25 protein-coding genes and 2 tRNA genes are annotated in these 25,277 nt (G+C 65.7%); 8 read left to right on the top strand and 19 right to left on the bottom strand.

The window, feature by feature from the left end:
• Positions 1–1,245, top strand: coding sequence for an SfnB family sulfur acquisition oxidoreductase (locus tag H7F16_RS15110; protein WP_185798449.1), 1,245 nt, complete (start codon positions 1–3; stop codon positions 1,243–1,245).
• Positions 1,246–1,367: 122 nt separating this feature from the next.
• On the opposite strand, the gene H7F16_RS15105 is transcribed toward H7F16_RS15110, so the two are convergent.
• The 4 genes from H7F16_RS15105 to ssuD all read right to left on the bottom strand — a co-directional run bounded on the left by H7F16_RS15105 (position 1,368) and on the right by ssuD (position 5,134).
• Positions 1,368–2,291 carry a serine O-acetyltransferase gene (locus tag H7F16_RS15105; RefSeq protein ID WP_185798448.1) on the bottom strand — a complete coding sequence of 308 codons (924 nt, stop codon included), beginning with the start codon at positions 2,289–2,291 and terminating at the stop codon, positions 1,368–1,370.
• Positions 2,292–2,402: 111 nt separating this feature from the next.
• The gene (locus tag H7F16_RS15100; protein ID WP_185798447.1) at positions 2,403–3,128 is read right to left on the bottom strand and encodes a glutathione S-transferase family protein; all 726 of its coding nucleotides are present in this window, start codon (positions 3,126–3,128) and stop codon (positions 2,403–2,405) included.
• Positions 3,125–3,988: an amidohydrolase family protein gene (locus tag H7F16_RS15095; protein ID WP_185798446.1), complete on the bottom strand. Its 864-nt coding sequence runs from the start codon at positions 3,986–3,988 to the stop codon at positions 3,125–3,127. The genes H7F16_RS15100 and H7F16_RS15095 overlap by 4 nt, the downstream gene beginning before the upstream one ends.
• A 9-nt stretch (positions 3,989–3,997) precedes the next feature.
• A complete protein-coding gene (gene ssuD / locus H7F16_RS15090) occupies positions 3,998–5,134 on the bottom strand; it encodes an FMNH2-dependent alkanesulfonate monooxygenase (protein ID WP_185798445.1) in 1,137 nt (378 codons plus the stop codon).
• Positions 5,135–5,477: 343 nt separating this feature from the next.
• Here ssuD and H7F16_RS15085 point away from each other — a divergent pair, with 343 nt between their 5' ends.
• Both H7F16_RS15085 and H7F16_RS15080 read left to right on the top strand, forming a co-directional pair.
• Complete coding sequence (locus H7F16_RS15085; RefSeq protein WP_185798444.1) at positions 5,478–6,923, top strand: FAD/NAD(P)-binding protein; 1,446 nt, start codon at positions 5,478–5,480, stop codon at positions 6,921–6,923.
• Positions 6,923–7,441 (top strand): hypothetical protein, encoded by a 519-nt coding sequence (locus tag H7F16_RS15080; RefSeq protein ID WP_185798443.1) that lies wholly within the window; start codon positions 6,923–6,925, stop codon positions 7,439–7,441. Before H7F16_RS15085 ends, H7F16_RS15080 begins: the two co-directional genes overlap by 1 nt.
• Here H7F16_RS15080 and H7F16_RS15075 read toward each other — a convergent pair.
• From H7F16_RS15075 to H7F16_RS15065, 3 genes are read right to left on the bottom strand one after another with little or no spacing between them, the layout of a single operon-like run.
• Positions 7,425–7,865, bottom strand: coding sequence for an RrF2 family transcriptional regulator (locus tag H7F16_RS15075; RefSeq protein ID WP_185798442.1), 441 nt, complete (start codon positions 7,863–7,865; stop codon positions 7,425–7,427). The genes H7F16_RS15080 and H7F16_RS15075 overlap by 17 nt on opposite strands.
• 51 nt (positions 7,866–7,916) lie before the next feature.
• Entirely contained in the window at positions 7,917–8,714 is a 798-nt protein-coding gene (locus H7F16_RS15070; RefSeq protein WP_241741462.1) for an ABC transporter ATP-binding protein, read from the bottom strand.
• A complete protein-coding gene (locus H7F16_RS15065; protein WP_185798440.1) occupies positions 8,701–9,540 on the bottom strand; it encodes an ABC transporter permease subunit in 840 nt (279 codons plus the stop codon). Before H7F16_RS15065 ends, H7F16_RS15070 begins: the two co-directional genes overlap by 14 nt.
• Before the next feature lie 437 nt (positions 9,541–9,977).
• Between H7F16_RS15065 and H7F16_RS15060 the strand changes: the two genes are divergently transcribed.
• The gene (locus H7F16_RS15060; RefSeq protein ID WP_185798439.1) at positions 9,978–10,922 is read left to right on the top strand and encodes a sulfonate ABC transporter substrate-binding protein; all 945 of its coding nucleotides are present in this window, start codon (positions 9,978–9,980) and stop codon (positions 10,920–10,922) included.
• Between the two features lie 397 nt (positions 10,923–11,319).
• On the opposite strand, the gene H7F16_RS15055 is transcribed toward H7F16_RS15060, so the two are convergent.
• Positions 11,320–11,712, bottom strand: coding sequence for a type II toxin-antitoxin system PemK/MazF family toxin (locus H7F16_RS15055; RefSeq protein WP_185798438.1), 393 nt, complete (start codon positions 11,710–11,712; stop codon positions 11,320–11,322).
• A 166-nt stretch (positions 11,713–11,878) separates the two neighbouring features.
• Positions 11,879–11,955, bottom strand: a tRNA-His gene (locus H7F16_RS15050).
• 174 nt (positions 11,956–12,129) lie between these two features.
• On the opposite strand from H7F16_RS15050, the gene H7F16_RS15045 reads away from it, so the two are divergent.
• Positions 12,130–12,357: a DUF6324 family protein gene (locus tag H7F16_RS15045; RefSeq protein ID WP_185798437.1), complete on the top strand. Its 228-nt coding sequence runs from the start codon at positions 12,130–12,132 to the stop codon at positions 12,355–12,357.
• Here H7F16_RS15045 and H7F16_RS15040 read toward each other — a convergent pair.
• Complete coding sequence (locus H7F16_RS15040) at positions 12,354–12,824, bottom strand: MmcB family DNA repair protein (RefSeq protein ID WP_185798436.1); 471 nt, start codon at positions 12,822–12,824, stop codon at positions 12,354–12,356. The two genes, H7F16_RS15045 and H7F16_RS15040, sit on opposite strands and share 4 nt — an antisense overlap.
• Before the next feature lie 314 nt (positions 12,825–13,138).
• Between H7F16_RS15040 and H7F16_RS15035 the strand changes: the two genes are divergently transcribed.
• A complete protein-coding gene (locus H7F16_RS15035) occupies positions 13,139–13,963 on the top strand; it encodes an SDR family NAD(P)-dependent oxidoreductase (RefSeq protein WP_185798435.1) in 825 nt (274 codons plus the stop codon).
• Positions 13,964–14,032: 69 nt separating this feature from the next.
• Here H7F16_RS15035 and H7F16_RS15030 read toward each other — a convergent pair whose 3' ends face one another.
• The 6 genes from H7F16_RS15030 to tpa all read right to left on the bottom strand — a co-directional run bounded on the left by H7F16_RS15030 (position 14,033) and on the right by tpa (position 19,107).
• On the bottom strand, positions 14,033–14,356 hold the full coding sequence (locus tag H7F16_RS15030) for a hypothetical protein (protein WP_185798434.1): 324 nt from the start codon (positions 14,354–14,356) through the stop codon (positions 14,033–14,035).
• 283 nt (positions 14,357–14,639) lie between these two features.
• On the bottom strand, positions 14,640–15,104 hold the full coding sequence (nusB, locus tag H7F16_RS15025; protein ID WP_185798433.1) for a transcription antitermination factor NusB: 465 nt from the start codon (positions 15,102–15,104) through the stop codon (positions 14,640–14,642).
• Entirely contained in the window at positions 15,101–15,601 is a 501-nt protein-coding gene (locus H7F16_RS15020) for a 6,7-dimethyl-8-ribityllumazine synthase (RefSeq protein ID WP_185798432.1), read from the bottom strand. Before H7F16_RS15020 ends, nusB begins: the two co-directional genes overlap by 4 nt.
• Positions 15,602–15,606: 5 nt before the next feature.
• On the bottom strand, positions 15,607–16,701 hold the full coding sequence (gene ribB / locus H7F16_RS15015; RefSeq protein ID WP_185798431.1) for a 3,4-dihydroxy-2-butanone-4-phosphate synthase: 1,095 nt from the start codon (positions 16,699–16,701) through the stop codon (positions 15,607–15,609).
• A gap of 266 nt (positions 16,702–16,967) precedes the next feature.
• A complete protein-coding gene (locus tag H7F16_RS15010; protein ID WP_185798430.1) occupies positions 16,968–17,567 on the bottom strand; it encodes a riboflavin synthase in 600 nt (199 codons plus the stop codon).
• 157 nt (positions 17,568–17,724) lie between these two features.
• Entirely contained in the window at positions 17,725–19,107 is a 1,383-nt protein-coding gene (gene tpa, locus H7F16_RS15005) for a hypotaurine--pyruvate aminotransferase Tpa (protein WP_185798429.1), read from the bottom strand.
• A 319-nt stretch (positions 19,108–19,426) separates the two neighbouring features.
• Between tpa and H7F16_RS15000 the strand changes: the two genes are divergently transcribed.
• The gene (locus H7F16_RS15000) at positions 19,427–20,509 is read left to right on the top strand and encodes a DmpA family aminopeptidase (RefSeq protein ID WP_185798428.1); all 1,083 of its coding nucleotides are present in this window, start codon (positions 19,427–19,429) and stop codon (positions 20,507–20,509) included.
• Here H7F16_RS15000 and H7F16_RS14995 read toward each other — a convergent pair.
• The gene (locus H7F16_RS14995; RefSeq protein WP_185798427.1) at positions 20,489–22,249 is read right to left on the bottom strand and encodes a hypothetical protein; all 1,761 of its coding nucleotides are present in this window, start codon (positions 22,247–22,249) and stop codon (positions 20,489–20,491) included. The two genes, H7F16_RS15000 and H7F16_RS14995, sit on opposite strands and share 21 nt — an antisense overlap.
• A gap of 56 nt (positions 22,250–22,305) precedes the next feature.
• Here H7F16_RS14995 and H7F16_RS14990 point away from each other — a divergent pair, with 56 nt between their 5' ends.
• On the top strand, positions 22,306–23,607 hold the full coding sequence (locus H7F16_RS14990; RefSeq protein WP_338402016.1) for a mandelate racemase/muconate lactonizing enzyme family protein: 1,302 nt from the start codon (positions 22,306–22,308) through the stop codon (positions 23,605–23,607).
• Between the two features lie 100 nt (positions 23,608–23,707).
• Here the strand turns inward: H7F16_RS14990 and H7F16_RS14985 are convergent, their stop codons facing one another.
• Together H7F16_RS14985 and H7F16_RS14980 are read right to left on the bottom strand one after the other, a co-directional pair.
• Positions 23,708–24,568 (bottom strand): hypothetical protein, encoded by an 861-nt coding sequence (locus H7F16_RS14985; RefSeq protein WP_185798425.1) that lies wholly within the window; start codon positions 24,566–24,568, stop codon positions 23,708–23,710.
• Between the two features lie 553 nt (positions 24,569–25,121).
• Positions 25,122–25,195 (bottom strand) — tRNA-Cys (locus tag H7F16_RS14980).
• Between the last annotated feature and the right edge of the window lie 82 nt (positions 25,196–25,277).

Below are 25,277 nucleotides of genomic sequence, written 5' to 3'. Positions count from 1 at the left end.
ATGACCCTACACACCCGCCCCGACCCCAAGGGCGCCCCCGTCCCTCCCGTCGCGCGCCCCAAGGAAAAGGCGCATGTCATCAAGACCGAGGCCGAGGCCATCGACATCGCCCGCAGATTGGCTGCCGACTTCGCCAAGGGCGCATCCGAACGCGACCGCAACCGCGTCTGGCCCCAGGCCGAGCTTGACGCCTTTTCGCAAAGCGGTCTCTGGGCCATCAACGTGCCTCGGGAATTCGGCGGGCTTGACGCAAGCTGGGTGACGATCAACCGCGTCATCGCAATCATTTCCGAAGCCGACCCGAGCCTTGGCCAAGTGCCGCAGAACCACCTCGGCGTCGTATCGGCCATCCGCACCGTCTCGGACAAGGCCCAGCAGGAACTGCTCTTCTCCGAGGTGCTGTCGGGCACCCGCTTCGGCAATGCCTTCTCGGAATTCGGCTCGAAACGCGCCGTCGATTTCGAAACGAAATTCGAGGACAGGGGTGACCATGTCCTCGTCAATGGCCGCAAGTTCTATGCATCGGGCGCGCTTCTCGCGCATCTGGTGCCCATCGTCGCGCTCGATGCCGAAGGGCGGGCCTGGTATGCCATTGCCGACCGCGGGGCCGAAGGTCTGAGCGTGATCGACGACTGGTCCAGCTTCGGCCAGCGCACCACCCTTTCGGGAACCGTGACGCTGACGAACGTCAAGGTGCCGAAAACCCATCTGGTGCCGGGCTGGAAAGGCTATGCCGAACCCACCGCCGACGGCGCGATCTTCCAGATCATTCAGGCCGCCGTCGATCTGGGCATCGCCCGCGCGGCCATCCGCGACACCGTCGATTTCGTCAGGCACCGCAGCCGCGCATGGGTGGACAGCGGTCTCGAACATGCCTCGCAGGATCCCTACACCATCCAGGCCGTGGGAGACCTTGTGCTGCGCGCGAACGCCGCCGAAGCGGTGCTCGATCAGGCCGGTCTGGCCGTGGATGCCGCCGTCAGCGCCCCCTCGGCCGACAGCGTCGCCCGCGCCCAGATCAAGACCGCCGAGGCCAAGGTCCTGACGACGGAAATCGCCATTCAGGCGACCAACAAACTCTTCGAACTCGCGGGCACCCGTTCAACCCTGGCCGAACATAACCTCGACCGGCATTGGCGCAACGCCCGCACCCACACGCTGCACGATCCCGTGCGGTGGAAATATGCCATCCTCGGCAACTACTACCTGAACGGCGTCAATCCTCCGCTGCACGCGTGGAGCTGATGCCCGAAAACAGCCGCTGGCACCGGCAGGAGTGATCGGTGCCAACGGCTTGCGGGCCGGATGCAGGCAAACCCTGCGCCCGGCCCGCCCTTTTTTCCCTGCCGATGCGGCGGGTCAGCACCTCACGGGGCGGGCGGCCCCTCGAGTTGCGCATTCGCCTGGCTCACGACCGACCCCGCCATGACGCTGCGCGTCAACCACACGCCCCCGCCGATCACCGATCCCTTGCCGATGGTGATACGGCCCAGCACCGTCGCCCCGGCATAGATCACCACATCATCCTCGACGACCGGATGGCGCGGCTGCCCCTTGATCAGAACCCCGTTCTCATCCGCCTCGAAGCGCTTCGCGCCAAGGGTGACGTTCTGGTAGAGCCGCACATTGCGCCCGATGCGGGCGGTTTCCCCGATGACGACACCCGTGCCGTGGTCGATGAAAAACGCCGGCCCGATCTGCGCACCGGGATGGATGTCGATGGCCGTGCGCGAATGCGACAGCTCGGCCATGATACGCGCCAGCATCGGCGCGCCAAGACGGTGGATATCATGGGCAATCCTGTGGCGCAGGATCGCGGCACTGCCCGGAAAGCAGAAGATGATCTCGTCCAGACTGCGCGCCGACGGGTCGGAATCATAGGCGGCGCCGATGTCCGTGTCGTGGATGTCGCGCACGCGCACCAGACCTTGCACGAAGTCCTGCGCGATAGCGGCTGCCTTCTCGCTGCACTGCCCCTCCCGCGCGTCCTCGGCCAGCAAAAGCTCAAGCCGCACCTGCTGGGCAAGCCGCGTCATGACCGAGGCAAGGTTGCGCGCGACAAAGCCGTCGGTATCGGCCGCAGTCAGGCCCTCGGGGCCGAAATGGCGCGGATACAGCAGGCCGACCGTGTCCTGCACGATATCGTCGACGATGCGTTTCGACGGCAATGTCGGCGTCGGACGCCCCTTGTAGCGGCGCTGCTGCGAAACGGTCCGGATCAGCCGTAGACGCGCGGTCACATCGGCCAGCACCGGCACGGCAGGCGGGGTGGCAGGTCGCAGGTCGTTCATCGTCACGGCTCCCCTTGTGCGACCGGCACAGATGCCTCTGCCTAACGCAGATCGCGCGCGCCTCCAATGGATGGGCATTCTCTTTTTGGGGCCCCGTGCGATGGGCTTTTTCTAGCCCGCGCCACGCAATCCGATTTCCGGCCCCATCAGCGCGCGCCACGCCACGGCAATATCGGGGTTCACGATCGCGGCCCTGCGCGCGTGCAATACCGCGAAATACAGGTCCGCCGCCTCGGCCGAAAGCGTGTCGCGCACAACCGGCTGCCCGACCAGCCACTCCGCCCAGTGCCGCAGGCGCGGATGGCCCGAAAGAAGATGCGATTGCACCTGCCCGTCAAGGATCTGCAACCGCCACAGGGTCGGGGCCAAGACCACATCGACATTGCTCAGCCCGTGACCGGGGCGATAGGCATGCGCCGCAAGCAAGGTCTCGATCCGGGCAAGCCGGGCCTGCAAACCGCCAAGCGCAAGGTCAAGGTCCTGCGGATTGCGTTCGCGCGTCGCGCGCGACAGGCGCGTCTGGGCCTCGGCCCCAAGCGCCATAAGCTCGCGATGCACCGCCCGCACGCCCGCATCGCGCGGATGCAGCGATTGTGCGGGAAACAGGTCCTCGACCAGCTCGACCATCGCCAGCCCGTCGGTCAGCACATGGTCGGCCAGACCCGCGCGCGACAGGGTCAGCACCGTCGGCACGATGGCGGTCGACTGCGGCTCCCCGCCGCTCGTGACCCGATGCACGACCGCCAGCCCGCGCAGCCCCGCCGCGATCTTCACCCGCTGCGCCTGCGGACACAGCGACCACGCCTCGACATGCAGACGAAGCGGCGGCACCGTCATCGCGCCGCCCCCTGCCCAAGCCCCAACAGGCGGCTGGCATTGCCATGGAACAGCGCATCAAGCCGGTCCTCGCGGAAACCGAGCTTCGTGAAATCCTCGATGGTCTGGCGGATCGGCCGGAACGGATAGGACGAGCCGAACAGGAACTGGTCGCCAAGAAAGCTGTTCACCGCCTCGACATAGGCCGCACCGCCGGGCTGGAACAGATACATGTCGGGGATGATCGAAACCGTCTCGTAGCGGAACGCCACCCCGATGATCTGCTGCACATTGGGCCAATAGCCGTGATAGGCCGCGATCTTCAGCCTCGGAAAGGCGCGCGCGACATTGGCGACGGGTGCCGGATCGTTGAAACGGTGGTCCGGCGTCGTCGGTCCGGTCATCAGGAACACCGGCGCGCCAAGGTCCTGCAACAGGTCATAGACCGGATGGAAGATCGGGTCGTCGGGAAAGCGGGCGGGGCTGCCGAAACCGGGTTCGATGTCGATGCCGCGCAAGCCAAGGGTGTTGATGGCACGGTCAACCTCGGCCAGCGCGGCGCGCGGTCCAAGCAATTCGGGATCGACCGATCCCACCCCTTCCAGCAAGGGCGAGGCCGCGACGATCCCGTGGATCGTGTCGTTCGGCAGGTGCTGGCCCGGCGTGTGCCGCCCGACGACCACGGCCTTGCTCAGACCGGCATCGCGCACCTCGTCCAGAAAGCCCTCCGGCGTGGCCGAGCGGGTGAAATGCTCCACATCGCCACGGGTGCCGACACGGCGGTTCAGCCATTTTACCACGTCATATTCGGGCGTTCCGGGAGTCTTGCCGAAGAAATCGTGCAGATAGGCCGGACGGCAACGCATATCGATGATGTTCATGATCCGCCCTCAGCTCGCCGCCTGCCGCTGCAAGGCGCGCACGTCAAAGGCCCCGCCGGTCTGCGCGCTGTCGCGCAGGGTCACCGGCGCCTTGCCGATCAGCGGAAAGACCAGCTCGGCAAAGCGGATCGCCTCTTCGTGGTGCGGATAGCCCGAAAGCACGAAGGTATCGACGCCCAGCGCCTGATACTCGGCCAACCGCTCCGCGATCTGCCCGGGGCTGCCCACCAGCGCCGTCCCCGCCCCGCCGCGCACAAGGCCGACACCGGCCCAGAGGTTGGGTCCGACAACCAGCTTGTCCCGCCGCCCGCCATGCAGGGCCGCCATGCGCGACTGGCCGACCGAATCCATCCGCGCGTAATTGGCCTGCGCGGCTGCGATTTCGGCATCGGTCAGACGGCTTATCAGACGGTCGGCCTCGGCCCAGGCTTCGGCCTCGGTCTCGCGGGCGATCACATGCAGACGCACCCCGAAGCGCAGGCTGCGCCCCTGTTTCGCGGCACGGGCGCGCACATCCGCGATCTTCTGGCCAACCGCCTCGGGCGGCTCGCCCCATGTGAGGTAGGCATCGACATGTTTCGCGGCAAGCTCATGCGCCGCAGGCGACGAGCCGCCGAAATACAGCGGGGGATGCGGCTCTTGCGCTGCGGGGTGGAAATTGCGCGCGCCCCTGATCTTGAAATGCGCGCCCTCGAAATCGACCGTCTCGCCCGCAAGCAGGCGCTTCCAGATCGTCAGGAATTCGTCCGCCGCCTCGTAGCGCTGGTCATGCGACAGGTAGACACCCTCTGCCGCCAGTTCGGCCGCATCGCCCCCCGGCACCACGTTCAGCAGCAACCGCCCCGCCAGCGCCGCATCCAGCGTGGCCGCCTGCCGCGCCGAACCCGTCGGCCCCCCGAGCGAGGTGCGCAGCGCCACGAGAAGCTTGATCCGGCTGGTCACGCCCACAAGGCTCGACGCCACGACCCAAGGGTCAAGGCAGCTTGCGCCGGTCGGGATCAGCAACCCGTCATAGCCCAGCCGCTCCGAGGTCACCGCGATGTCGCGCAGATAGGCCTGCGTCGGAGCGCGGCCGAAATCCGAAGTCCCGAGATAGCGCGTGTCGCCCGAAGTGGGCAGGAACCAGAAGATGTCAGGGGCAGTCATGGGCGCTCCGGTATTGGGGTTCAGACCGCGCGATGCGGCAAAAGCCCAGCCGCGCGAATACACGATTCATATTGTCGATTTTACGGGGCGCGGGCCGAAAGGCGATTCCAAAAACCGGGGCGAAAACAGTTGATCGGCCCTGTTTTCCGCAGATCGAAAGCGGTTTCCTTCTCCCGCTCCGGTCAGGCTCGGCCCTCCGGCTAAAGACTACTGAATTTGTAGATAAAAAATCTGTCTGACCTGTCCAATTTGGAATGGATTATCCGGCCCTCCCATTCATAAAATCTATAAAGCAAGTCGCGTTAAGGCCCGTCCGCCACGCGAAACCGGAAAGCTGGACCAGATGTCTCTTTCAAACAGTGCCGCCCGTTCATCCGCACAGCGCACCGTCGCCATATTGGGCGGCGGGCTGTCGGGGGCTGCGGTGGCATGGCATCTGGCACGGTCGAATGCCGGGGGCGCTCTCAAGATCGTCGTGGTCGAACCGCGCGACGAACTGGGCGCGGGCCTTGCCTATGGCACCGCCGATCCGGCGCACCGGCTGAACGTGCCGCAGTCCAAGATGGCGCTCGATCCTGACGACCCCGAGGATTTCCAGCGCTGGCTCGCCAGCCCCGCCGCCCCCGCCCTCGCAGCCGGATCGCAGCTCGCCGACGGTCGGGTCTTTGCCCAGCGCGAAGCCTTCGGGGCCTATGTCGCGGCACGGCTCGCACCACAACTCGCCGCGCACCGCATCAGCCACATCCGCGCCCGCGCCGTTTCGGCGCAACGGACAGGGCAGACCCACCGGATCGGACTGGACGACGGCTCCAGCCTCGAGGCCGATATCCTCGTCCTTGCCCTCTCCCATCCCGCCCCCGCGCTTCCTGCCGAATATGCCGCCATCGGGCAGGATCCCCGCCTTGTGGCCGATGCCTTCGCGCCCGATGCGCTCGACGCTGTCGAACCGTCGGCGCGGGTGCTGGTGCTGGGCAGCGGGCTGACGGCTGCCGATGTGGTGGCCAGCCTGCACGCCCGTCGCCACAGCGGACCGATCCTCCTGTCCTCCCGCCACGGGCGGCTGTCGCAGGGCCACGGCCCGACACAGGCCGAAACGGCCGCCGATTACAGCGCCGACCCCTGCCGCACCGCCCTTGGCCTGCTGCGGCGGGTCCGCCGCGATCTGGCGGCCGACGCCGCGCGCGGGCTGACATGGCACGCGCTTTTCGACCGCTTGCGCGCACAGGGCCCCATCATCTGGGCGGCCCTCCCCTTGGCCGAACGGCGGCGTTTCCTGCGCCATCTCCGCGGGCTATGGGACGTGCATCGCTTCCGCATCGCCCCCCAGACCGCAACCGTTCTGGCGCAACTGACCGCAAGCGGACAGCTCTCGCAACTGGCCGGACGGGCGCTTTCGGTGACACGCAAGCCCGACGCCATCGAGATCACCCTTCAGCGTCGCCACGGCCGCGATGCCGTCACGCTGTCGGTAGACCACGTGGTGCTGGCAACCGGACCGGCCCACGCCCGCGTGACCGAAACCAACCCGCTCCTGCGCCAGATGGCCAGCGCCGGAACGATCCGCGCCGACGCGCTGCGCCTTGGCCTCGCCACCGCCGCCACGGGCGAGGCGATCGGCCCCGACGGGCAACCCGATCCGACGGTTTTCGTCGCAGGCCCCTTGGCGCGTGGCACCATCGGCGAACTCATGGGCGTGCCCGAAGTAACGGGATGGGCCAAGACGCTCGCCACGCGCATCGCGCGGACCCTGTCGCCCTTGGCAACGGCATCCGGCGAAAAGGTGGCCTAGTGCGGCTCATCCACCTCCATGCCCCACAGGCAAAGGGCAGGCGGCAGGCTCTGGCCGGTTTTGCGGGGTCGCAGGACAATCCCGCCGGGGCAGTCCAGCTCGGCAGCGACCTGCCCTGCGCCACGGCGCGCGCGCGGGTCGCGGCGTGTCTGGCCGCGCATCCGATGGCGTGGATTGTGGCACGCGGACCCGCCGTAGCGGTGTTCCACCGCGTCGCGGCAGACCACCTTTCCCTGCGCATCGCAGGCGCCGTGCTGTTCGATCCCGCCGACTGGGTCGGGGCTGATGGCACAATCGCCCTTGGTCAGGACCCGTTGCCCTTTCCCAGCGTGATTGTCGGCGCGTGCCGGTCCGAAGCATCCTCGGTCGAATTCGCCCTCGCCTGGGGCGCTTCGCTGGTCTCACGCGTGGACCGGACGGACCTTCTGGGCACACCCGCCGTCCGCGACATGATCCTGCGCCGCGAGGCAAGCTTGCACCCCGCCGCCCCGCGCCCCGCGCTCAGCCCGCAGCCATAAGCGCGGCGGGTCCGATCAGGGCAATATCGCGCAGCGTCTTGCCGTCCAGCACGCGGGCGATGGCGTCACGCACCTCGAGCATCGTCGCGCGCACGGCACAGGCGGCCGGATCGCCGCAATCGGTGCAGGGCGCATAGGCCGTGCGGCTGGCACAGGCGATGGGCGCCAGCGGCCCATCGATCAGCCGAAGCACCTCGCCCACCGACACAAGGTCGGCAGGGCGGGCAAGGAAATAGCCGCCCGACCGCCCTTTGCGCGTCGCCACAATGCCCGCCGCGCGAAGATCGCCCAGAATCGTGTCGAGGAATTTCTTGGAAATCCCGTTGCGCGCAGAGATATCGCTCGATGCGGCGATCTGCCCGGGCGCAAGGCGGGCCAGTTCGCACAGCGCCTTGAGCGCGTATTTCCCCTTCATGCTGAGCATTCGGCTTACTCCCGGAGTTCGGGCAGACATGCCCGTTTCCGGCAGATATTGCTAGCCTGACAGTTGTGTCCCACCTGCCGCCGACCGCACGGGGCCGCCTTCGGCAAAGATCGCGCCCAGAATCTCGGCTTCGAGCGCCGCCAGCCGCGCATCGCCACGCGGGCGGGGGTGGGGAATGTCGATCACCACCTCGCGCGCCACCCGTCCGGCATCAAGAACGATGACCCGATCTGAAAGCGCCACGGCCTCGGTGACGTCATGGGTCACAAGCACGGCCGTAAACGCCTCTTCCCGCTTCACCTGCAAAATCAGGTCCTGCATGACAAGCCGCGTCAGCGCGTCCAGCGCGCCAAGCGGTTCGTCAAAGGCCAGCAAGCGCGGCCGGCTCACCAGCGCCCGCGCCAATGCCACCCTCTGGCGCTGGCCACCCGACAGGTTGGCCGGCCATTCCGCCGCCTTGTCGGCAAGCTGCACCTCGCGCAGCGCAGCCTCGGCCCGCGCGTGCCGCTCGGCAACGGGGCCACCTTCCGGCAAGCCGACCATCACATTGTCGATGACCCGCGCCCAAGGCAAAAGGCGCGGCTCCTGAAACATCAGGCGTATGTCCTCGCGGCCATCCTCGGGCGTCAGTCCATCGACGCGGATATCGCCGCTGCTCGGCTGGTCCAATCCCGACAACAGCCGCAACAGCGTGCTTTTCCCGCAGCCCGATTTTCCCACGATCGACAGGAACTCTCCGGCACGGATCGTCAGGTCCAGCCGCGACAGCACGGTGTTGCCGTCAAACCGCTTTTCCACGCCGATCAGGGCGACGTCCGCCCCGAGGGCGCTCTGGTCAATGTCGAGCATAGGCCGGATTCCACGCAAGGGCGCGCACTTCCAGCGCGCGGGTGACGACATCGGCAAGCTTGCCCAAAAGCGCATAAAGCAGGATCGAAAGCACCACCACGTCAAGCATCATGAACTCGCGCGCCTGCATCGCCATATAGCCCAATCCCGCCTTGGCGGCCAAAGTCTCGGCCACGACAAGAACGAACCACATTAGCCCCAAGGCATAGCGCAGCCCGACGAAGATCGACGGCAGAGCACCGGGAAAGATCACCTTGCCGAAAAGGCTCCGCCGCGACATGCCATAGGCGCGCCCCATTTCGATCAACTGCGGATCGACATTCCTCACGCCGTGGAAGGTGTTGATATAGATCGGAAAGAAGACCGAAATCGACACGAGGAACAGCCGCGCCGTCTCGCCCACGCCGAACCAGATGATGACCAGCGGGATCAGCGCAAGGATCGGGATGTTGCGCACCATCTGGACCGAGGTGTCGGTCAGCAGGGCCGACCGCGCCGACAGCCCGTTGGCAAGCCCCAGCGCAAAGCCCAGCGTTCCGCCGATGGCCAGACCGCCAAGCGCCCGCAGCGTCGAAACCCCCAGATGCAGGAACAACTCGCCCGTCAGCGCAAGATCCCACGCCTTGACCAGCACCGCACTCGGCCGTGGCAGGATCTGCGTCGAGATCAGGCCCACATGGCTGCCGATCTCCCAAAGGACAAGGATCAATCCGGGCACCAGAAACGGAAGCCATGCCGCGTGGCGCAGATGCCAGGGCCGCGCAACCGGCAGGGACTTGCGGTCCTGCCGCGTCGGGAATCGAAAGGCTGGGTCTACGGCTGTCATCTTACCCTCGTGATCCTGCGCTTTCGGGCAGGCCCCATCGCCCGGCAAAGGCCGGGACTGTGGGCTGCAAGATGGGCGAAGGGGGTGGCTCCCGCCATTCCAAATTCTACCCCGCCAAGGGATGAAACGCAGCTTTTTGGCCCTGCAAGACAGCAAATCCATTCTCCCGAAGCGCAGCGCAACGCCGCCCCGACCCGACAGCGCGCCGCAGTCGCACCGGCGCGCAAACCTGTCTTTATCCATTTAACTTCATAGCCTTGCAGCACGAAAGCACCCCGCCGGAACCCGCAGTTTCCAGCCATTCCGCAACCGTTGCAGGCAGGCAGCCGCCCGCGCCCGCCCCCCGGCAGCAGGTCTTTCAATATACGACAAAACAGATAGATTTTTCTCCGATCGCAGCGATGGCGCTGCGCGGCACAACGATCCACGAGGTTCACATGACGATCAGCAGACGGCAATTCGCGCTTGGCGTGGCAGGGGCTTTCGCGGCGGCAGGGACGCTGCCCGCCTTCGCGCAGTCCAAGGAAATCCGCGTCGGTTTCCAGAAATACGGCACGCTCGTTCTTCTCAAGGGCAAGGGCCTGCTCGAGGACAAACTCGGCAAACTCGGCTATAGCGTCACATGGTCGGAATTCGCCGCCGGCCCGCAGATGCTCGAGGCCCTGAACGCCGGCGCGCTCGACATCGCGCAAACCGGCGAAGCCCCGCCGATCTTCGCGCAGGCGGCCGGTCCGCGCCTGTCCTACCTCGCCTTCGAACCGCCCGCCCCGAAGGGCGAGGCCATTCTGGTCCATGCCGACAGCCCCATCGCCAGCGTGGCAGACCTCAAGGGCAAGAAGATTGCCCTGAACAAAGGCTCGAACGTGCATTACCTGCTGGTCAAGGCGCTCGAGTCGGCAGGTCTCGCCTATGAGGATGTGGAAACCGTGTTCCTCCCGCCCGCCGATGCGCGCCCCGCCTTCGAGACCAAGGCCGTCGATGCATGGGCGATCTGGGACCCCTTCCTCGCCTCGGCCGAAAGCGCGCTCGGTGCAAAGGTTCTGGCCAATGCCGAAGGCCTTGCCCCGAACTACCAGTTCTATCTAGGCGACCGCAGCTTCCTCGAAGGCAATGCCGATGCAGCCAAAGAGCTGATCGCCGCCATCGCCGAGGTGGGTGCATGGATCACCTCGAATCCCGATGCCGCCGCCGCCGAACTGTCACCCACGACCGGCATTCCGGAAGAGGTGCTGAAATCCGCAATCAGCCGCCAAAGCTTTGGCGTGGCACCGATCAACGATCAGGTCGTGGCCGACCAGCAGGCCGTTGCCGACACATTCCTCAAGCTCGGCCTTCTGCCCAATCCGGTCACGGTGGCAGACGCGGTCGCCAAGATTTCCTGATCCCCCGGCCCGCGCCGCCGCATCGCGGCGCGGGTCCCCTCCCCGCGCCCGCCGCGCCCCGCCCCGCCCGAAAAAGCGGGGCTTTTCCCGTTCCGCCAACCCGAACCCGCCGCACCCGCCCACCTGTCCGGCACGCAAGCGGCAGGACTCTATTGGCCACCGCGCGACACCTCTCACAGAAGGACAGCCTCGGTTGAAAGACCGGGGCCAACTCAAAGCACAAGGCCCCGCATTGCTGCGAGGCCTCGGGACGGTGACAATATCTAGGCTGCTCTGAACTTGTCATCGTTCGGCGAACAACCTGCCTAGTACTCTAGGTCTTAAAGCCCGAAGACCGGGACACACGCATTATTTAGTGGCATCCGGCGGTTCCAGCAAATCACAATAGGTTTCAGTTCTACGAGCAGACATGCCCCAAAGCAGCGAGGACGCCTGCTCGAACTGCTGCAAGGTCATCGCCGGTAGTCTGCGGAGTAAGCCACTTTCGCCGGTCGACTTTGAAACCTTTCAGTCGATGCAGGCCGATGTTCATCAGCATATCGCATTTAGCCCAAACGGGCAGATCTTCGGTTTCGAGTGGATTGTAGTTTTTTGAAAGCCTGACGGTGAACGGGTATGTGCGCTGCGGGGCGGTGAGGCTCAACGGAACAATTGCGACGATATGTTCCCTATAGGGCAAGCGTGGCGATACAACGACCACCGGACGAACCTTCACCATTTCCGGAACTTCAAAACCGCGAAAGTCGCACATCAGCACCTGACCGGCCCGGGGATGAAAGTTTAGTTTCAATCGCACAACTCCACCTACCGAAAGATTGGCAGACGATACAGCGGCACATCTTTGCCTGCAAATGGCAGGGCTAGCAGAATACGCCGTCCGACACGGACAACATCGGACTGTCGGACGCAATGGCGCCCCGCGTTCCGCAAAAGCCCAACGATTTCATGGGGAAGGATGGTACAGCTTCCCCGGCTCGAACGGGGGACCCCCAGATCCACAATCTGGTGCTCTAACCAACTGAGCTAAAGCTGCACTGCGGGCGATTTACCCCCCCGACCGGATGATTGCAAGAGGCAGATGCCCGCCCCCCTTGCGGAATTTCGCAGCTCTCCCCAAGCGCCATGCCGGGCCTGCCCCGCTACTCGGCCTTGCCACCCGCGCGTTCCCGCGCTAGGCCAAACCCCAAGCGCTATCGGGGAAAGACCAATGGGCATCGACAAGCAAAGCGACATCGCCGCCAACATCCAGATCGGGCCGACCGACCTCGGGATGGTCCGCATCTATGTCGAGGCCGAGGGCGGCATCGAACTCCCGCTCGACTTCGACCCCGAAGAGGCCGAGGAAATCGCCGAAGAGCTGCGCGCCGCCGCCGAAGCCGCCCGTCTGGTCGCCGATGGCGCGCCGCAGACCGGCGGCAAGCCCAAGCGCCGCTAGACCCAGATCCCCGCCGCCGGATCGCGCAGGCCCTGCAGGCGCAAGGCCGCATGGCGGGCGAATTTCTGCACCATCACCTTGCGCCGCGCCGGAGCCAGCGGCGTCGCCGGTCCCATCCGCACCACTTCCGCATCATAGGCATCGGCAAGGATAAGCCCCGTGCCCTCGGGCAAAAGCGCTGTCGGAAAATCGGCATCCACCGCCCAGAAGAAGCGGTCGCACCATTCCAGATAGTGGTGCCACTTGCGGTCGGCAGCGTAATCCGCCCGCCCCGATTTGCACTCGATCACCCAGACCTCGCCCTTGGGGCCCAACCCCATCACATCGACCCGCAGGCCCGGCGTCGGCACCAACTCCTCCACCGTTACAAAGTCGAGTCCCCGCAACGCGCGGCACACCCCCCGTGCAAGGCGCTGGCCGGGCAAGGCGGGAAGGGTTTCGGGCAGGGTTGCGACGGGCTGGCTCATGGAAAGAAACATGAACCAAAGGTGAACATCTTGCAAGCCCCCCGCAATGCGCCGACCATACCCGCTTTTGCGCCCTCCATGCCCGCCAGCCCTTGCCCCGCCGCCCGCACGCGCCTATGTCTTGGGGCGGCGGGTGCTGCTCTTCGCGTGCTAGGCTCTTTTCCAGTGGCCGATAAGCAAACGAATGGATGCTGGCTCTGGCAGGATCCTGGTCCTGTTACCTGGCGCCCACCTGAGACCTCTGGCTCTCGGGAAACCATGCCGACCACGGTCGCTGCGGGCCCGCCACCCATCTGTAACCCGTAAGGGGCGCCATGCTTACAATCGTCATCACCGGTGCCAGCGACGGCATCGGTGCCGCAGCGGCCGCCCGGCTTTCCGCCCAAGGGCACAATGTCATTCTTGCCGGACGTTCGCCCGCCAAGACCGAAGCGGTGGCAAGACGCCTCGGCCTGCCCTTCCACATCGCCGATTTCGCGCGGCTCGACGATGTCGCCCGCCTCGCCTCGGCGCTTGGCTCGCTGCCCCGCATCGACGTGCTGGCCAACAACGCAGGCGGCATCATGGGCCGGCGCAGCGTCACCGCCGACGGGTTCGAGCGGACCTTTCAGGTCAACCACCTCGCCCCTTTCCTGCTGACGCGCCTCCTGCTCGGCAAACTCGCCGAAAGCCGCGCCAAGGTGATCCAGACCTCCAGCATGGCCGCCAACATCTTCGGCAAGGGCTTCGACATCGGCGACCTGCAAAACACCCGCGACTACCGCCCCGCCAAAGCCTATGGCTATGGCAAGCTGGAAAACATCCTCTTCACCCGCGAACTCGACCGTCGCCACCGCGCCGACGGCATCTCGGCGGTCGCCTTCCACCCCGGCGTGGTCCGCACCGCCTTTGCCCGCGACACGACGCATGTGATGCGCCTTCTCTACCATTCGCCGCTGAAGTACCTTTTTACCATCAGCCCCGAAACCTCGGCCAACCGGCTTGTCGCCCTCGTGCAGGGCAGGCCCGGCACCGACTGGCAAAGGGGCGAGGTCTATGACAAATCGCACCCCATGCGCGTCGACTTCCAGGACCCCGACGGCACCGCCGCCCGCCGCCTCTGGACGGAAAGCGAAACCCTGCTCCGCCCCTGGCTGTAACCGCGCCCCTCCAACGCAAAAGGCCGAACCCTTCGGTCCGGCCCCGCATCACGCCCCTGCCAGCAAATCTCAGCGCGGACGGCGCGCCACACCCGGCTTGACCCGCGCCACGGCTTCCACGCGGATCGGGCGCAGCGGCATCATCCGGCCCCCGCGCGGCCCCGTGTCGTCATCCTCGGCCAGCCGCATCACCGCAATGGCGAATTGCACGCCCGAAAACACCACACCGTTGAACAGAACCATCATCAGCGCCGCGACCCAGCCGATTTCCGAGCCAAGGATCAGCCCCCGCAGCCCCGCCACATCCATCGCGACCAGCGCCACGACAAACCCTGCCGAAAGCGCGAATCCGATCAGCACGCTTACGATATAAAGACGGACGAGCTTGGGCATCTGGGCAGTCCCTTCATCATGTCAGACCCCAACCTAACCGGATTCGCGCGCCCCGCCAGACCTTTTTTGCCGCAGCCCTGTCGCATGGCGACGAATGGCCCACCCCTCTTGCGCAGGGCACAGGCCCGCCGACCGGCGCAGACCGGCCTTCTTTCACACCCGCTCAAATATCCTCGGGGGGAAGGGCGCGGCACGCGCCCTCGGGGGGCAGACAGCCCCCCGTGCGGCTTTCACGTGCGGCGTTCACCTGCGGCGTTCCGGCCGCAGAACGCCTCGGCAAGCCTCAGAACGCCTCGGGCTTCGCCTCGCGCGCCATATGGTCCAGCACCGCGTTGACGAACTTCGATTCCTTGCCTTCCGGAAAGAACGCCTTGGCCACATCGACGAATTCGTTGATCACCACCTTGGGCGGCGTGTCCATATCCACCATCTCGGCCCCAGCCGCGCGGAACAGGGCGCGCAGCACAGGGTCGATCCGGTCGATGGGCCATTTCGCGACCAACGCGCGGTCGGTCATCTGGTCGATCTTCGCCTGATAGTTCACCGCCCCGTCGACCACGGCGCGGAAATGCTTGGAATCACCCTCGGCCATTTCCACGTCATCAAGGATTTCCCCGAAACGGTGCGTCTCGAACTCGCGCTGGATCGTCTCGACCGTCTGGCCCGAAACCTCCATCTGGAACAGCGCCTGCACGGCATAAAGCCGCGCGGCCGAGCGCATCTGTTTCTTTTCCGCTTGGGTGGTCATGCCCGAAATCCGATCCCCTTGGTCTGGCCGGCCCATTTGCGGGAAAGCGCGACAAGATGCAAGGCGGCAGCAGCAGCGCCGCCCCCCTTGTTCTGCCCCGCAGGGTCCGCCCGCACTTCGGCCTGCGCGCGGTTCTCGACCGTCAGGATGCCATTGCCGATGCAAGCCCCCTGCAACCCCAGCAGGCTCAGCGCACGGCTGCTGTCATTGCACACGGTATCGTAATGCGTGGTCTCGCCACGGATCACGCAGCCCAGCGCCACATAGCCATCATATTGCGCCTGCCGCTCGGCAAGCGCGATGGCGGTCGGCACCTCAAGGGCACCGGGCACCTCGATCACCTCGACCTCGGCCCCGCAGGCCGCCGCCGTGGCCTGCGCCCCCTGAACCAGATTGTCGGCGATGTCCCTGTAATAGGGCGCCACCACGACAAGCAGCTTCACCGGCTTGTCAAAGCGCGGCAAGGCCAGCGTGTAATGCTTTTCCGAAGCAGCCATCCGCGTCACTCCACAATCGGGCGCGTGCCCGTGATCGACAGCCCATAGGCCTCGAGGCCGACGACCTTGGGCGCCTGCGAATTCGTCACCAGCGTGATCCTGGAAAGCCCCAGCGCCGACAGGATCTGCGCGCCAAGCCCGTATTGGCGCAGCGTTTGCGGCGAATGTTCGCCCCCCTCGACCATCTTCATCGTCGTGTCGCGCAGCAGCACGACCGCACCCCGCCCTTCGGCGGCGATCAGCCGCATCGCGGCGGGCAGATCACCCGCCCCGCCGATCCCCAGCACATCCTCGAGCGGGTTCAACGCATGCACCCGCACCAGCACCGGCGCATCGCTGGTCAGATCGCCCTTGGTCAGCACGACATGTTCGGCGCCCTGCGTCTCGTCGGCAAAGACCCGCATCAGCCAGTCGCCTCCATGCGCCGAGGTGATGCGCTTGACCGCCTTCTCGTTGACCAGATTGTCATGACGGCGGCGATAGGCGATCAGGTCCGAAATCGTGCCGATCTTCAGCCCGTGCTTCTGGGCAAAGGAAATCAGGTCCGGCAGGCGCGCCATCGTGCCGTCGTCGTTCATGATCTCGCAGATCACCCCCGACGGGTTCAGCCCCGCAAGGCGGCTCACATCCACCGCCGCTTCGGTATGGCCCGCGCGCACCAGCACGCCCCCGTCACGCGCCCGCAGCGGGAAGATGTGCCCCGGCGTCGCGATATCCTGCGGCCCCTTGGACGGGTCGATGGCGACCGAAACGGTCAAGGCACGGTCCGCCGCCGAAATCCCCGTCGTGACACCTTCGCGCGCTTCGATCGACAGGGTAAAGGCGGTCTCGTGCCGGCTCGAATTCTTCGGGCTCATCAAGGGCAGGCCCAGCGCGTCCACCCGCGCCGCAGGCATCGCCAGACAGATCAGCCCGCGCCCGTGCGTCGCCATGAAGTTGATGGCACTCGGCGTGCACATCTGCGCGGGGATGACCAGATCCCCCTCGTTCTCGCGGTCCTCGTGATCGACAAGGATGAACATCCGCCCGTTGCGGGCATCCTCGATGATCTCCTCGACCGAGGAAATGGCGTCCGAGAAATCTGTCTTCGTCTCGCTCATGGCAGGCTCCTGCAACTCTCGCCTTGCCTCCTAACGATTCTGCCGGTGAATTGCCAGTGCAAGGGCACCGCACAAGGGCTGTGCAAGGGCGCGAAAACACCCTTTGCGGCAAAGTCGGAAGCCCCCGTTGCTTTGGGCGGAATATCTTGGAAGATAATTCTACCCGTGCCGCACGCTGCAGGGCCGCGCGGCCCGGATGCGCCCCTTATGCGGCAGACAATCCGCCCGCGCGCCCGGACCTTCCGCAGGCCCCGGCCGCCGCGCCCTTACTGGCCCCATTCCCGCAGCCGCGCCACATAGCGGGCCATCGTATCGACCTCGAGGTTCACGCGGTCCCCCAGCTTCACCTCGCCCCATGTCGTCGCCTTCTGGGTATGGGGAATGAAGTTGATGCCGAAATCGGTGCCCTGAACCTCGTTCACCGTCAGCGAGGTGCCGTTCAACGCCACCGACCCCTTGGGCGCGATGAACCCCGCCAGCGCATGCGGCGCGCGGAAGGTCACGCGCAGGCTGTCCCCCTCGGGGCGCAGCCCCACCACCTCTGCCAGACCGTCGACATGGCCCGAAACGATATGCCCGCCCAGCTCGTCCCCCAGCTTCAGCGCGCGTTCAAGGTTGATGCGCTTGCCCGCCCCCCATCCGTCGAGGTTGGTCTTCGACACCGTCTCGGCGCTGATCTGCACGTCGAACCAGTTCTGCGGGCTCGTCCCCAGCGCGATCACCGTCAGGCAGACCCCGTCGCAGGCGATGCTGGCCCCGATGTCGATTCCCGCCACATCGTATCCCGTGCCGATCCGCGCCCGCAGGTCGCCCTGCTGCTCGGTCTCCAAGACGCGCCCGATGTCGGTGACGATGCCGGTGAACATGGCTTTCTCCTATCCTTTGGCCAAAGACCTAGCCCCCGCCCACCCGCTTCGCAACCCCGCAGGCGGCGCGGCCGCCGCACAAGCAAAAACGCGGCCCCCGTTTCCGGAGGCCGCGCCTTGCACACCGCGCGGTCACCCGCGCCGCCGTCCCCTGACCTCAGGCGAAAACGCGCCCGATGGCCCCGTCCATCGCCTCGATGATCTGGTCGATGTCGTCGCTCGTCGCGATCAGCGCGGGCGAAAGGCAAAGCGTGTTGTTCAGACCGGGAAGCGAGCGGTTGGTCGCCCCGATGATCACCCCTTGCGCCATGCAATCGGCCACCACCGCCTGCACTTTCTTCTCGTCGGCAGGCTCCTTGGTGGCACGGTCCGCCACCAGCTCGGCACCAAGGAACAACCCCTTGCCGCGCACATCGCCGATGACCTTGTGCTTCTCCATCAGCTCGCCCAGACGGCCAAGGCAATAGTCGCCCATCCTGATGGTGTTCTCCAGCAGGCCCTCGCGCTCGATGATGTTCATGTTCTCCAGCGCCGCCGCAGGTCCGGCCGTGCAGCCGCCAAAGGTCGAGATGTCGCGGAAATAGCTCATCGTGTCGGTCGGGTCGTCCTTGAACAGCGCAAAGACCTTTTCGGTCGTCACCGTGCAGGAAATCGCGGCATAGCCAGAGGCGACACCCTTGGCCATCGTCACGAAATCGGGCTGGATGCCGTAATGCTGGTAGCCGAACCACGTGCCGGTCCGCCCCACGCCGCAGACCACTTCGTCGATATGCAGCAGGATGTCATACTTGCGGCAAATCTCCTGCACCTTCTCCCAATAGCCCTTGGGCGGCACGATCACGCCGCCGCCCGCCGTCACCGGCTCGAGGACGAGGCAGCCCACCGTATCCGGCCCCTCGCGCAGGATCACCTCCTCGATGGCCTCGGCGGCGCGCTCGCCATAGTTCTCGACATCCCACTGCTTGCGGTATTCGAGGCAATGGGGAACGCGCACGAAGCCGTCGGGATAGGGCCCGTATTGCATCGCCCGCTGGTCCTGCCCGCTGGTCGCCAGCGTGCCGATCGTCGTGCCGTGATAGTCGCGGTCGCGGTAAAGGATCTTCCACTTCTTGCCGCCGTGGTGCTTGTGCGCGATCTGGCGCACCATCTTGTAGACCTTCTCGTTCGCTTCCGACCCCGAGTTGGAATAGTAGACCCGGCTCATCCCCGGCATCTTCTCGATCAGCCGCTGCGCAAAGATCGACCCGGGGATCGACCCCGCCGCACCCGCGAAATAGTTCATCTTGATCAGCTGGTCGCGCACCGCATTGGCGATGCTCTCTCGCCCGTAACCCACGTTGACGGTCCAGACACCGCCCGACACGGCATCGAGATGCTCCTTGCCCTTGGCATCCCAGACCTTCATGCCCTTGCCTTCGACGATCACACGCGGATCGACGCCGGTTTCGTACTGCTTGTGCTGGCTGAGGTGATGCCAGACATGGGCGCGGTCGGCCTCGACCACCTGACTGATATCGTTGAACCGATCCAACCCTTCCATGGGCGCGTCCTTTCCGTGCAATGCATGACCCCCCGCAGACCGCAGGGACTTGGCCGCATCATCCCCTACTGCCCGCCGCGGCTATAGGGCCAACAGACCCATGCCGATAAGTCCAGCGCAAGTTTCGGCCGCGGCACGCGGGGGGCTGCGCGCCCCCCCGCACCCCCTGCGGAGTATTTGGACAAGGATGAACAGGGGGATCCGCCCTTTCCCTTCATCCTTGCCCCAATACTCCGGGGGCGCGGGGGCTGGCCCCCGCACGGGCAGACCCGCCACGGCACGGCTTTACAGACCGGCCCAAAGGCAGCAGTCTTTCCCCATGACCGACACGAAACCCCGCGCCCGCGATCTTGGCCTGCCCTTCCCCGGCACGCCCGGCCCCCTGAATGCCATCACCGATGTCGCAGGCATCGCGGTCGGCTTCACGACCCTGACCGATCATGCCATCGGTCTGCGCACCGGCGTCACCGCCCTTCTGCCGCGCGCCGACAGCGGCACGCCCCGCCCTGTCATGGCGGGCCATTTCTCGCTCAACGGCAATGGCGAGATGACGGGCACGCACTGGATCGACGACGCGGGCTATTTCTTCGGCCCCGTCCTCGTCACCAACACCCATGCCATCGGCGCCTGCCACAGCGCCGCCACGCGCTGGATGATCGACCGCTACCCCGACCATTTCGCAGGCCACGCCTGGGCCATGCCCGTGGTGGCCGAAACCTATGACGGCAGGCTCAACGACATCAACGCCATGCGCGTGACCCCCGATCACGCGCGCGCGGCCCTTGCCTCGGCCCGGGGCGGCCCTGTCGCCGAAGGCAACACCGGCGGCGGCAACGGCATGATCGCCTACGGGTTCAAGGCAGGCACCGGCACCGCCTCGCGCCGCGTGACCATCGGGCGCGACTACACGCTCGGCGCGCTGGTTCAGGCCAACCACGGGCTGCGCGACTGGCTGACGATCCTTGGCAAACCCTTGGGCCGGCTTTTCCCCGAAACCGCCCCGCCCCCGCGCGAGACCGGCTCGATCATCGTCATCCTCGCCACCGATGCCCCGCTCTCGGCGCTGTCGCTGCGCGCCCTCGCCAAACGGGCGGCCCTCGGCATCGCGCGGTCGGGCACGGCGGGCGGCAACAGTTCGGGCGACATCTTCCTTGCCTTTTCCACCGCCGACGCGGGGCCGATGCCCGAACATGCAGGTCCGCTCTGCGACCGTCAGGCGCTGAACCCGCACCACATCGACCCGCTCTACCTCGCCGCGGTCGAGGCGACCGACGAGGCCATCGTCAACGCCCTCGTCGCCGCCGAACCGGTCCCGACCTTCCGCCCGGCAGGCCAGATCCTGCCCGCCATCGACACCGCAGCACTTGCGGCGCTGTTCCGCTCAGATCCCGCCGCCAAGTAGCAGCAGCAGCGGCACGAAGGCCGCAAGCAGGCCGCCGATCCCCAGATCGCCGCCATGATCCGCCCCGTCCTCGACCGGGTCGGCTCCGGCCGTGTCATGATGCGCGCCAAGGCCATGCCCCGCGCCGGCATCTTCCTCGGCCGCCGGATCGCCGACCACCTCGGTCGTCTCGACCAGCGGTCCCGCAAGCTCGACCCCGTGGTCATGCGAATAGGACCCGATCTCGCGCAGCCCCGCATCGGTCTTGGCAAAGCTCAGCCGCACCACCTCGTAGGGCTGGTCCAGCGCCACCGTCACACCTTCCGCATCCGCCGTCGGCGTGACGGCATGGCGGACGCCCACCGCATAGGTCCTGCCTTCGTTGGTCTCGTCCACCTGCGCATTGTCCGGCACGTCGAAGCGGGTCATCCAGTCATCGGGCACCTTCGCCGTCAGGCTTTCGCCATAGACCGCCTTGTAGGTCGTCCCCACCCCCTTCATCGCCAGCGTCACCGTGCCGGGCGGCAGGTCATCGGCCGACAGGAACACCACCAGCTTGTCCTCGTTCTCGAAGCCATAGGCCCAGACATCGTCGCCGCGGTCATTGGTCAGGCCGATCTTCAGAAGCCGCGTGCCTTGCGTCGATTCCGCCAGCATGTCGAGCATGTCCTGTGCGACGAAATCCTGCACATGCCCCTGCGCATCCTGCGTGGTGAAGCGTCCGGCATGCACCATGTCCACCCCGTAGACACCGGCCCCGCCCATGCCCTCGCCGCCATATTCCGCAAACATCTCGAGCAGCAGGCGCGGATGCTCTGGCCCGTAATCCCGCGCGCCAAGCTGATCCTGCCAGAAACGCTCGAACGGCGCGTCCGTCCGGTGTTCAAGGTCGATGTCCGAGGCCCTGACCACATGGCCAAGATCGGCCTCGGCCTTGATGTACTGGTCCAACGCCTCGTCACGTGTCAAAGAACCGACATTGTAGGTGCCCAGAAACAGCTCCGGCCGGTCTCCGCCATGCGCCGCCGCGTCCGTCTCCCATGCATCGAGGATGCGCCCCACCTCGTCGGCGGTCCGGTCCACACCCGTCGCGGACAGCGCGAACCGGTGGTGGATGACCATGTCCACCTCTGCAAGATCGTCGCCGTGGAACTCGGCACGGATCGCCTCGTCCTCTTCCAGCGTGCGCCCGCATTGCACGGCGATATCCACATCCGCGCCGATCAGATTGACCGAAGGGTCCTCGAGCGCGCGCGCCATCTCCTGCACGTAGATATCGGCCACATGCCCGTAGGCCGCCGCATCCCCAAGGCCCGAACCAAAGGCCACATACCACTCGTTTCCAACCTCGAGCTGCAAATGATCCGGCAAGGGGCCGTAGTGCCCGCCCAGCAATTTTCCCATGAAATCATGCACATCCGCACGCAGGGCGGCATCGTCGCCCTCATATCGCACCGTGGGCAGCACGACCGACAGCCCCGCCCCCTCGGCGCGGGCGATCTGGAACATCTCGGCCAGACCGGGCCGGTTCAACGCCGGATTGTAAAGGCCGTCGAACTGGAAACCGTAGCGGTCCGGACTGCGCTCGCAAAGCGTTCCGCCCGGCCATGTGATCAACCCTACATGGTTGTCGGCAAGCTGGTTCTCGAACCGGTCGACCGGCCGGAACCCGGAATAATTGTATCCAAAGTCCATGCCGTCGATGGCAAGGCTCTTCGGCGCGATGGCAGCCGCACCCGTCTCAAGTGCAATGACACTCATGGCATAACCTGTCCGGAGCGGACTCCCACAGCCCGCCTCTGACGGTCACGTTGCGAATGTCATGCCCGTTGCGGTTGTTCCGACCATGCGGCTATGGCCAACCCATCCCGATGGATGCCCGCCCCATCCGCGCCCCCGTCCGCTGCCCCCGTCCGCGCCCCCGCCCCCGCCCCGAGGTCGCGAATGGAACAGACCGCAGGCCCGCAACGCGCTTGGCTCGCGCCAAGCCACGGCAGCCCGAAAGGACCGCGCCCATGAAGATCACCCGCCTCGAAACCTTCGGCACCCCCGACCTTGCCTTCGTGCGTGCCACCACCGAAACCGGCGCGCAGGGCTGGGGTCAGGTCTCGACCTACCTCGCCGACATCACGACCGAAGTGTTCCACCGCCAGATCGCGCCCCATGCGCTCGGCACCGACGCCACCGATTTCGCTGACACTCTGGACCTCATCCAGGAACGCGAACACAAATTCCCGGGCTCTTACCTGCGCCGCGCGATGGCGGGGCTCGATACCGCACTCTGGGACCTGAACGGCAAGCTTCAGGGCAAGCCCGTCGTCGAACTGCTTGGCGGCACCCCCGGCAAGCTGCGCGCCTATGCCTCCTCGATGAAACGCGACATCACGCCCGCGGACGAAGCCGCCCGCTTCCGGCGTCTGCGCGACGAACAGGGCTTTACCGCCTTCAAATGGCGCGTCGGGCGCGAATGCGGGCGCGATCAGGACGAATGGCCCGGCCGCACCCCCGAGGTGGTGCAAACCGTCTCGCGCGCGCTTGGCGACGGCATCGACAAACTGGTCGACGCCAATTCCTGCTACTCGGCCCCCCGCGCCATCGAACTGGGCCACCTCTTGCAAGACAATGGCATCGGCCATTTCGAGGAACCCTGCCCCTATTGGGACTATGACGCCACCGCGCGCGTGCGTGCCGCACTCGCGCTCGATGTCACAGGGGGCGAACAGGACTGCGAATATTCAAGCTGGCAACTCATGCTCGACCGCCGCTCGGTCGATATCCTCCAGCCCGACGTGATGTATATGGGCGGCATCCACCGCACGCTGCACGTGGCCCGCATGGCCGCCGCCGCAGGCCTGCCGGTCACCCCGCATGCCGCCAACCTCGGGCTGGTGACGATCTGCACCATGCACCTGCTCAAGGCCTTGCCCAACGCTGGCAAATACCTCGAATTCTCCATCGAGGGCGCCGATTACTACCCGTGGCAGCAGGGACTGTTCCGCAACGATCCCTACCGGATCGAGGACGGCCATGCCATCATCACCGCCGAACCGGGCTGGGGAGTCGAGATCGACCCCGATTGGCTCGCCCGCGCCGCCTACCGCGTCAGCGAACTGGCCTGACCGCCTGCGCCCGAAGCGGCACTCGGGGGGCCGCAATGGCACCCCGCACATGCGCAACCGCCCCCCGGAACAACCATTCCGGGGGGCGGTGCAATCACGATCAATAGGTCGAGTCGATGATGTTGAACCGGCCCGCATTGATCAGGTCGGTGTTGGCACCGCTCCGGTCAGCCTCGCGCAGGCTCTTGCCGCCGAACTTGATCGACAGACCCACCTTGATGGTCTTGTCCGACAGCCATGCCTCGGACGAATAATCGTCGGTGAAGTCGAAGTTGCTGCCTTCGTAGCGGGCAAAGACCGACACGCCGTAATTCGCTTCCGAGACGATCTGGTGTTCGACCCCGACGCCCCAGAACGCGATCTTCGCGTCGTAATCGTCAAAGGTGCCTTTCGCATAGGTGCCTTCAAGGTCGATCCTCGTCGCATCACCGATGAAATAGCGCACACCGCCCCGCACCACGCCAAGGCTCAGGTCCTCGTTTCCGGCATATTCCTCATAGCCGGACACCGACGCAACCTGCCCCCAGACGGTCGCATTCCCGAAATAGGTCTGCCCTTCCAGCCCGAGCATCGTGTCGTAATAGGCTTCTTCGCCATCGACCGTCGCCGACGACTTGGCCGCCATCACGCCTGCCTGAAAACGCTCGGCGCGATAAAGCGCATGGGCGCCGAAGTTGCCGTAGGACAGGTACAGGTTGTCGTCATAGGCCGCCGCGCGGTCAGACCCGGCCACCGCGCCGTAATTTCCCTCGACCTGCAAGGCCCAGGGGCCGGACAGCGGCACCAGAACGCGCCCCGAAAGGTCATCGACGCCGACCGTATTGGTGTTGTCCCCGCCCCAGACCTGCGACGAGCGCGCGATGGAAAAGTCACCGCTGATCCCCGAGGCCATATCCTGCGCATGGGCGACACCGGCCACGGCAACCGCAGCCAGACCGACGAGAACGCTTGCGAATTTCATATTCGTACTCCTTATCGAACGTTAATTTGCGGACCTTTCCTAATGAGTGTGAACGGGCACGAGAATATCCCCCCGTAAAACCGCCGATAAATTCCGGAAAAACGGCATTTCGCCCCGCAGGGAAAGCCTGTTATCCAACTGTATTATAACGGTTTTGCAATTTACCGCGTGGCAGAATAACCACGGGACTCCGAGATTGTTAAAATAAAAAACGATAAATTAAGATAGAAGATAAAGACTAAATATTAATTGCAATATCAAAAGATAGAAACGCCACAGCACGCGAGACTGCAAACCACCACCAGCATCGCCCCGAACCTCGGCGCAGGTGCCCGCCCGGCGCAGATGCGGCAGTCCTTCACCACGCAGGCAAAGACCGCAGGCAGGGCGCAGGCGATCCGTCCACTTCCCCCAAAGGGCGGCGTCAGCCACCCGGTCTTTCCCTGAAAAGATTCGGCCACCGCGCCCGCAAAGGGCTTGCACAACCCGGAACGGCAACAGCCCAAACGCCTGATACGTCAGGTTTCTTGTTTTGTTTTCAAGGGGAAAGCTCTGGAGGCGGGTACCGGAATCGAACCGGTCTTCACGGATTTGCAATCCGCTGCGTAACCTCTCCGCCAACCCGCCGAGAGCGTTGTCCGACTATACGACCCCGCCGCGCCGCGCAAGCCCCCGATGGCCCGCTGCGTGCCGATTTCCCGCCGGAACC

The sequence above is a fragment of the Paragemmobacter straminiformis genome, assembly GCF_014243445.1.
Classification (GTDB): Bacteria; Pseudomonadota; Alphaproteobacteria; order Rhodobacterales; family Rhodobacteraceae; genus Paragemmobacter; species Paragemmobacter straminiformis.
This window is presented reverse-complemented; position numbering and strand designations above follow the sequence as displayed.

What these genes read in the sequence shown, in the direction of transcription:
- H7F16_RS15065 (WP_185798440.1), bottom strand. Translation starts at nt 9,540, where the DNA reads ATGACAGCCGTAGACCCAGCCTTTCGATTCCCGACGCGGCAGGACCGC.
- H7F16_RS15035 (WP_185798435.1), top strand. Translation starts at nt 13,139, where the DNA reads ATGCTTACAATCGTCATCACCGGTGCCAGCGACGGCATCGGTGCCGCA.
- H7F16_RS15020 (WP_185798432.1), bottom strand. Translation starts at nt 15,601, where the DNA reads ATGGCTGCTTCGGAAAAGCATTACACGCTGGCCTTGCCGCGCTTTGAC.
- ssuD (WP_185798445.1), bottom strand. Translation starts at nt 5,134, where the DNA reads ATGACTGCCCCTGACATCTTCTGGTTCCTGCCCACTTCGGGCGACACG.
- H7F16_RS15105 (WP_185798448.1), bottom strand. Translation starts at nt 2,291, where the DNA reads ATGAACGACCTGCGACCTGCCACCCCGCCTGCCGTGCCGGTGCTGGCC.
- H7F16_RS15040 (WP_185798436.1), bottom strand. Translation starts at nt 12,824, where the DNA reads ATGAGCCAGCCCGTCGCAACCCTGCCCGAAACCCTTCCCGCCTTGCCC.
- H7F16_RS15010 (WP_185798430.1), bottom strand. Translation starts at nt 17,567, where the DNA reads ATGTTCACCGGCATCGTCACCGACATCGGGCGCGTCTTGGAGACCGAG.
- tpa (WP_185798429.1), bottom strand. Translation starts at nt 19,107, where the DNA reads ATGGAAGGGTTGGATCGGTTCAACGATATCAGTCAGGTGGTCGAGGCC.
- H7F16_RS14990 (WP_338402016.1), top strand. Translation starts at nt 22,306, where the DNA reads ATGTCATGCCCGTTGCGGTTGTTCCGACCATGCGGCTATGGCCAACCC.
- H7F16_RS15085 (WP_185798444.1), top strand. Translation starts at nt 5,478, where the DNA reads ATGTCTCTTTCAAACAGTGCCGCCCGTTCATCCGCACAGCGCACCGTC.
- H7F16_RS14995 (WP_185798427.1), bottom strand. Translation starts at nt 22,249, where the DNA reads ATGAGTGTCATTGCACTTGAGACGGGTGCGGCTGCCATCGCGCCGAAG.
- H7F16_RS15075 (WP_185798442.1), bottom strand. Translation starts at nt 7,865, where the DNA reads ATGCTCAGCATGAAGGGGAAATACGCGCTCAAGGCGCTGTGCGAACTG.
- H7F16_RS15070 (WP_241741462.1), bottom strand. Translation starts at nt 8,714, where the DNA reads ATGCTCGACATTGACCAGAGCGCCCTCGGGGCGGACGTCGCCCTGATC.
- H7F16_RS15030 (WP_185798434.1), bottom strand. Translation starts at nt 14,356, where the DNA reads ATGCCCAAGCTCGTCCGTCTTTATATCGTAAGCGTGCTGATCGGATTC.
- H7F16_RS15000 (WP_185798428.1), top strand. Translation starts at nt 19,427, where the DNA reads ATGACCGACACGAAACCCCGCGCCCGCGATCTTGGCCTGCCCTTCCCC.
- H7F16_RS15045 (WP_185798437.1), top strand. Translation starts at nt 12,130, where the DNA reads ATGGGCATCGACAAGCAAAGCGACATCGCCGCCAACATCCAGATCGGG.
- H7F16_RS15095 (WP_185798446.1), bottom strand. Translation starts at nt 3,988, where the DNA reads ATGAACATCATCGATATGCGTTGCCGTCCGGCCTATCTGCACGATTTC.
- H7F16_RS15110 (WP_185798449.1), top strand. Translation starts at nt 1, where the DNA reads ATGACCCTACACACCCGCCCCGACCCCAAGGGCGCCCCCGTCCCTCCC.
- H7F16_RS15100 (WP_185798447.1), bottom strand. Translation starts at nt 3,128, where the DNA reads ATGACGGTGCCGCCGCTTCGTCTGCATGTCGAGGCGTGGTCGCTGTGT.
- H7F16_RS15060 (WP_185798439.1), top strand. Translation starts at nt 9,978, where the DNA reads ATGACGATCAGCAGACGGCAATTCGCGCTTGGCGTGGCAGGGGCTTTC.
- ribB (WP_185798431.1), bottom strand. Translation starts at nt 16,701, where the DNA reads ATGAGCGAGACGAAGACAGATTTCTCGGACGCCATTTCCTCGGTCGAG.
- nusB (WP_185798433.1), bottom strand. Translation starts at nt 15,104, where the DNA reads ATGACCACCCAAGCGGAAAAGAAACAGATGCGCTCGGCCGCGCGGCTT.
- H7F16_RS14985 (WP_185798425.1), bottom strand. Translation starts at nt 24,568, where the DNA reads ATGAAATTCGCAAGCGTTCTCGTCGGTCTGGCTGCGGTTGCCGTGGCC.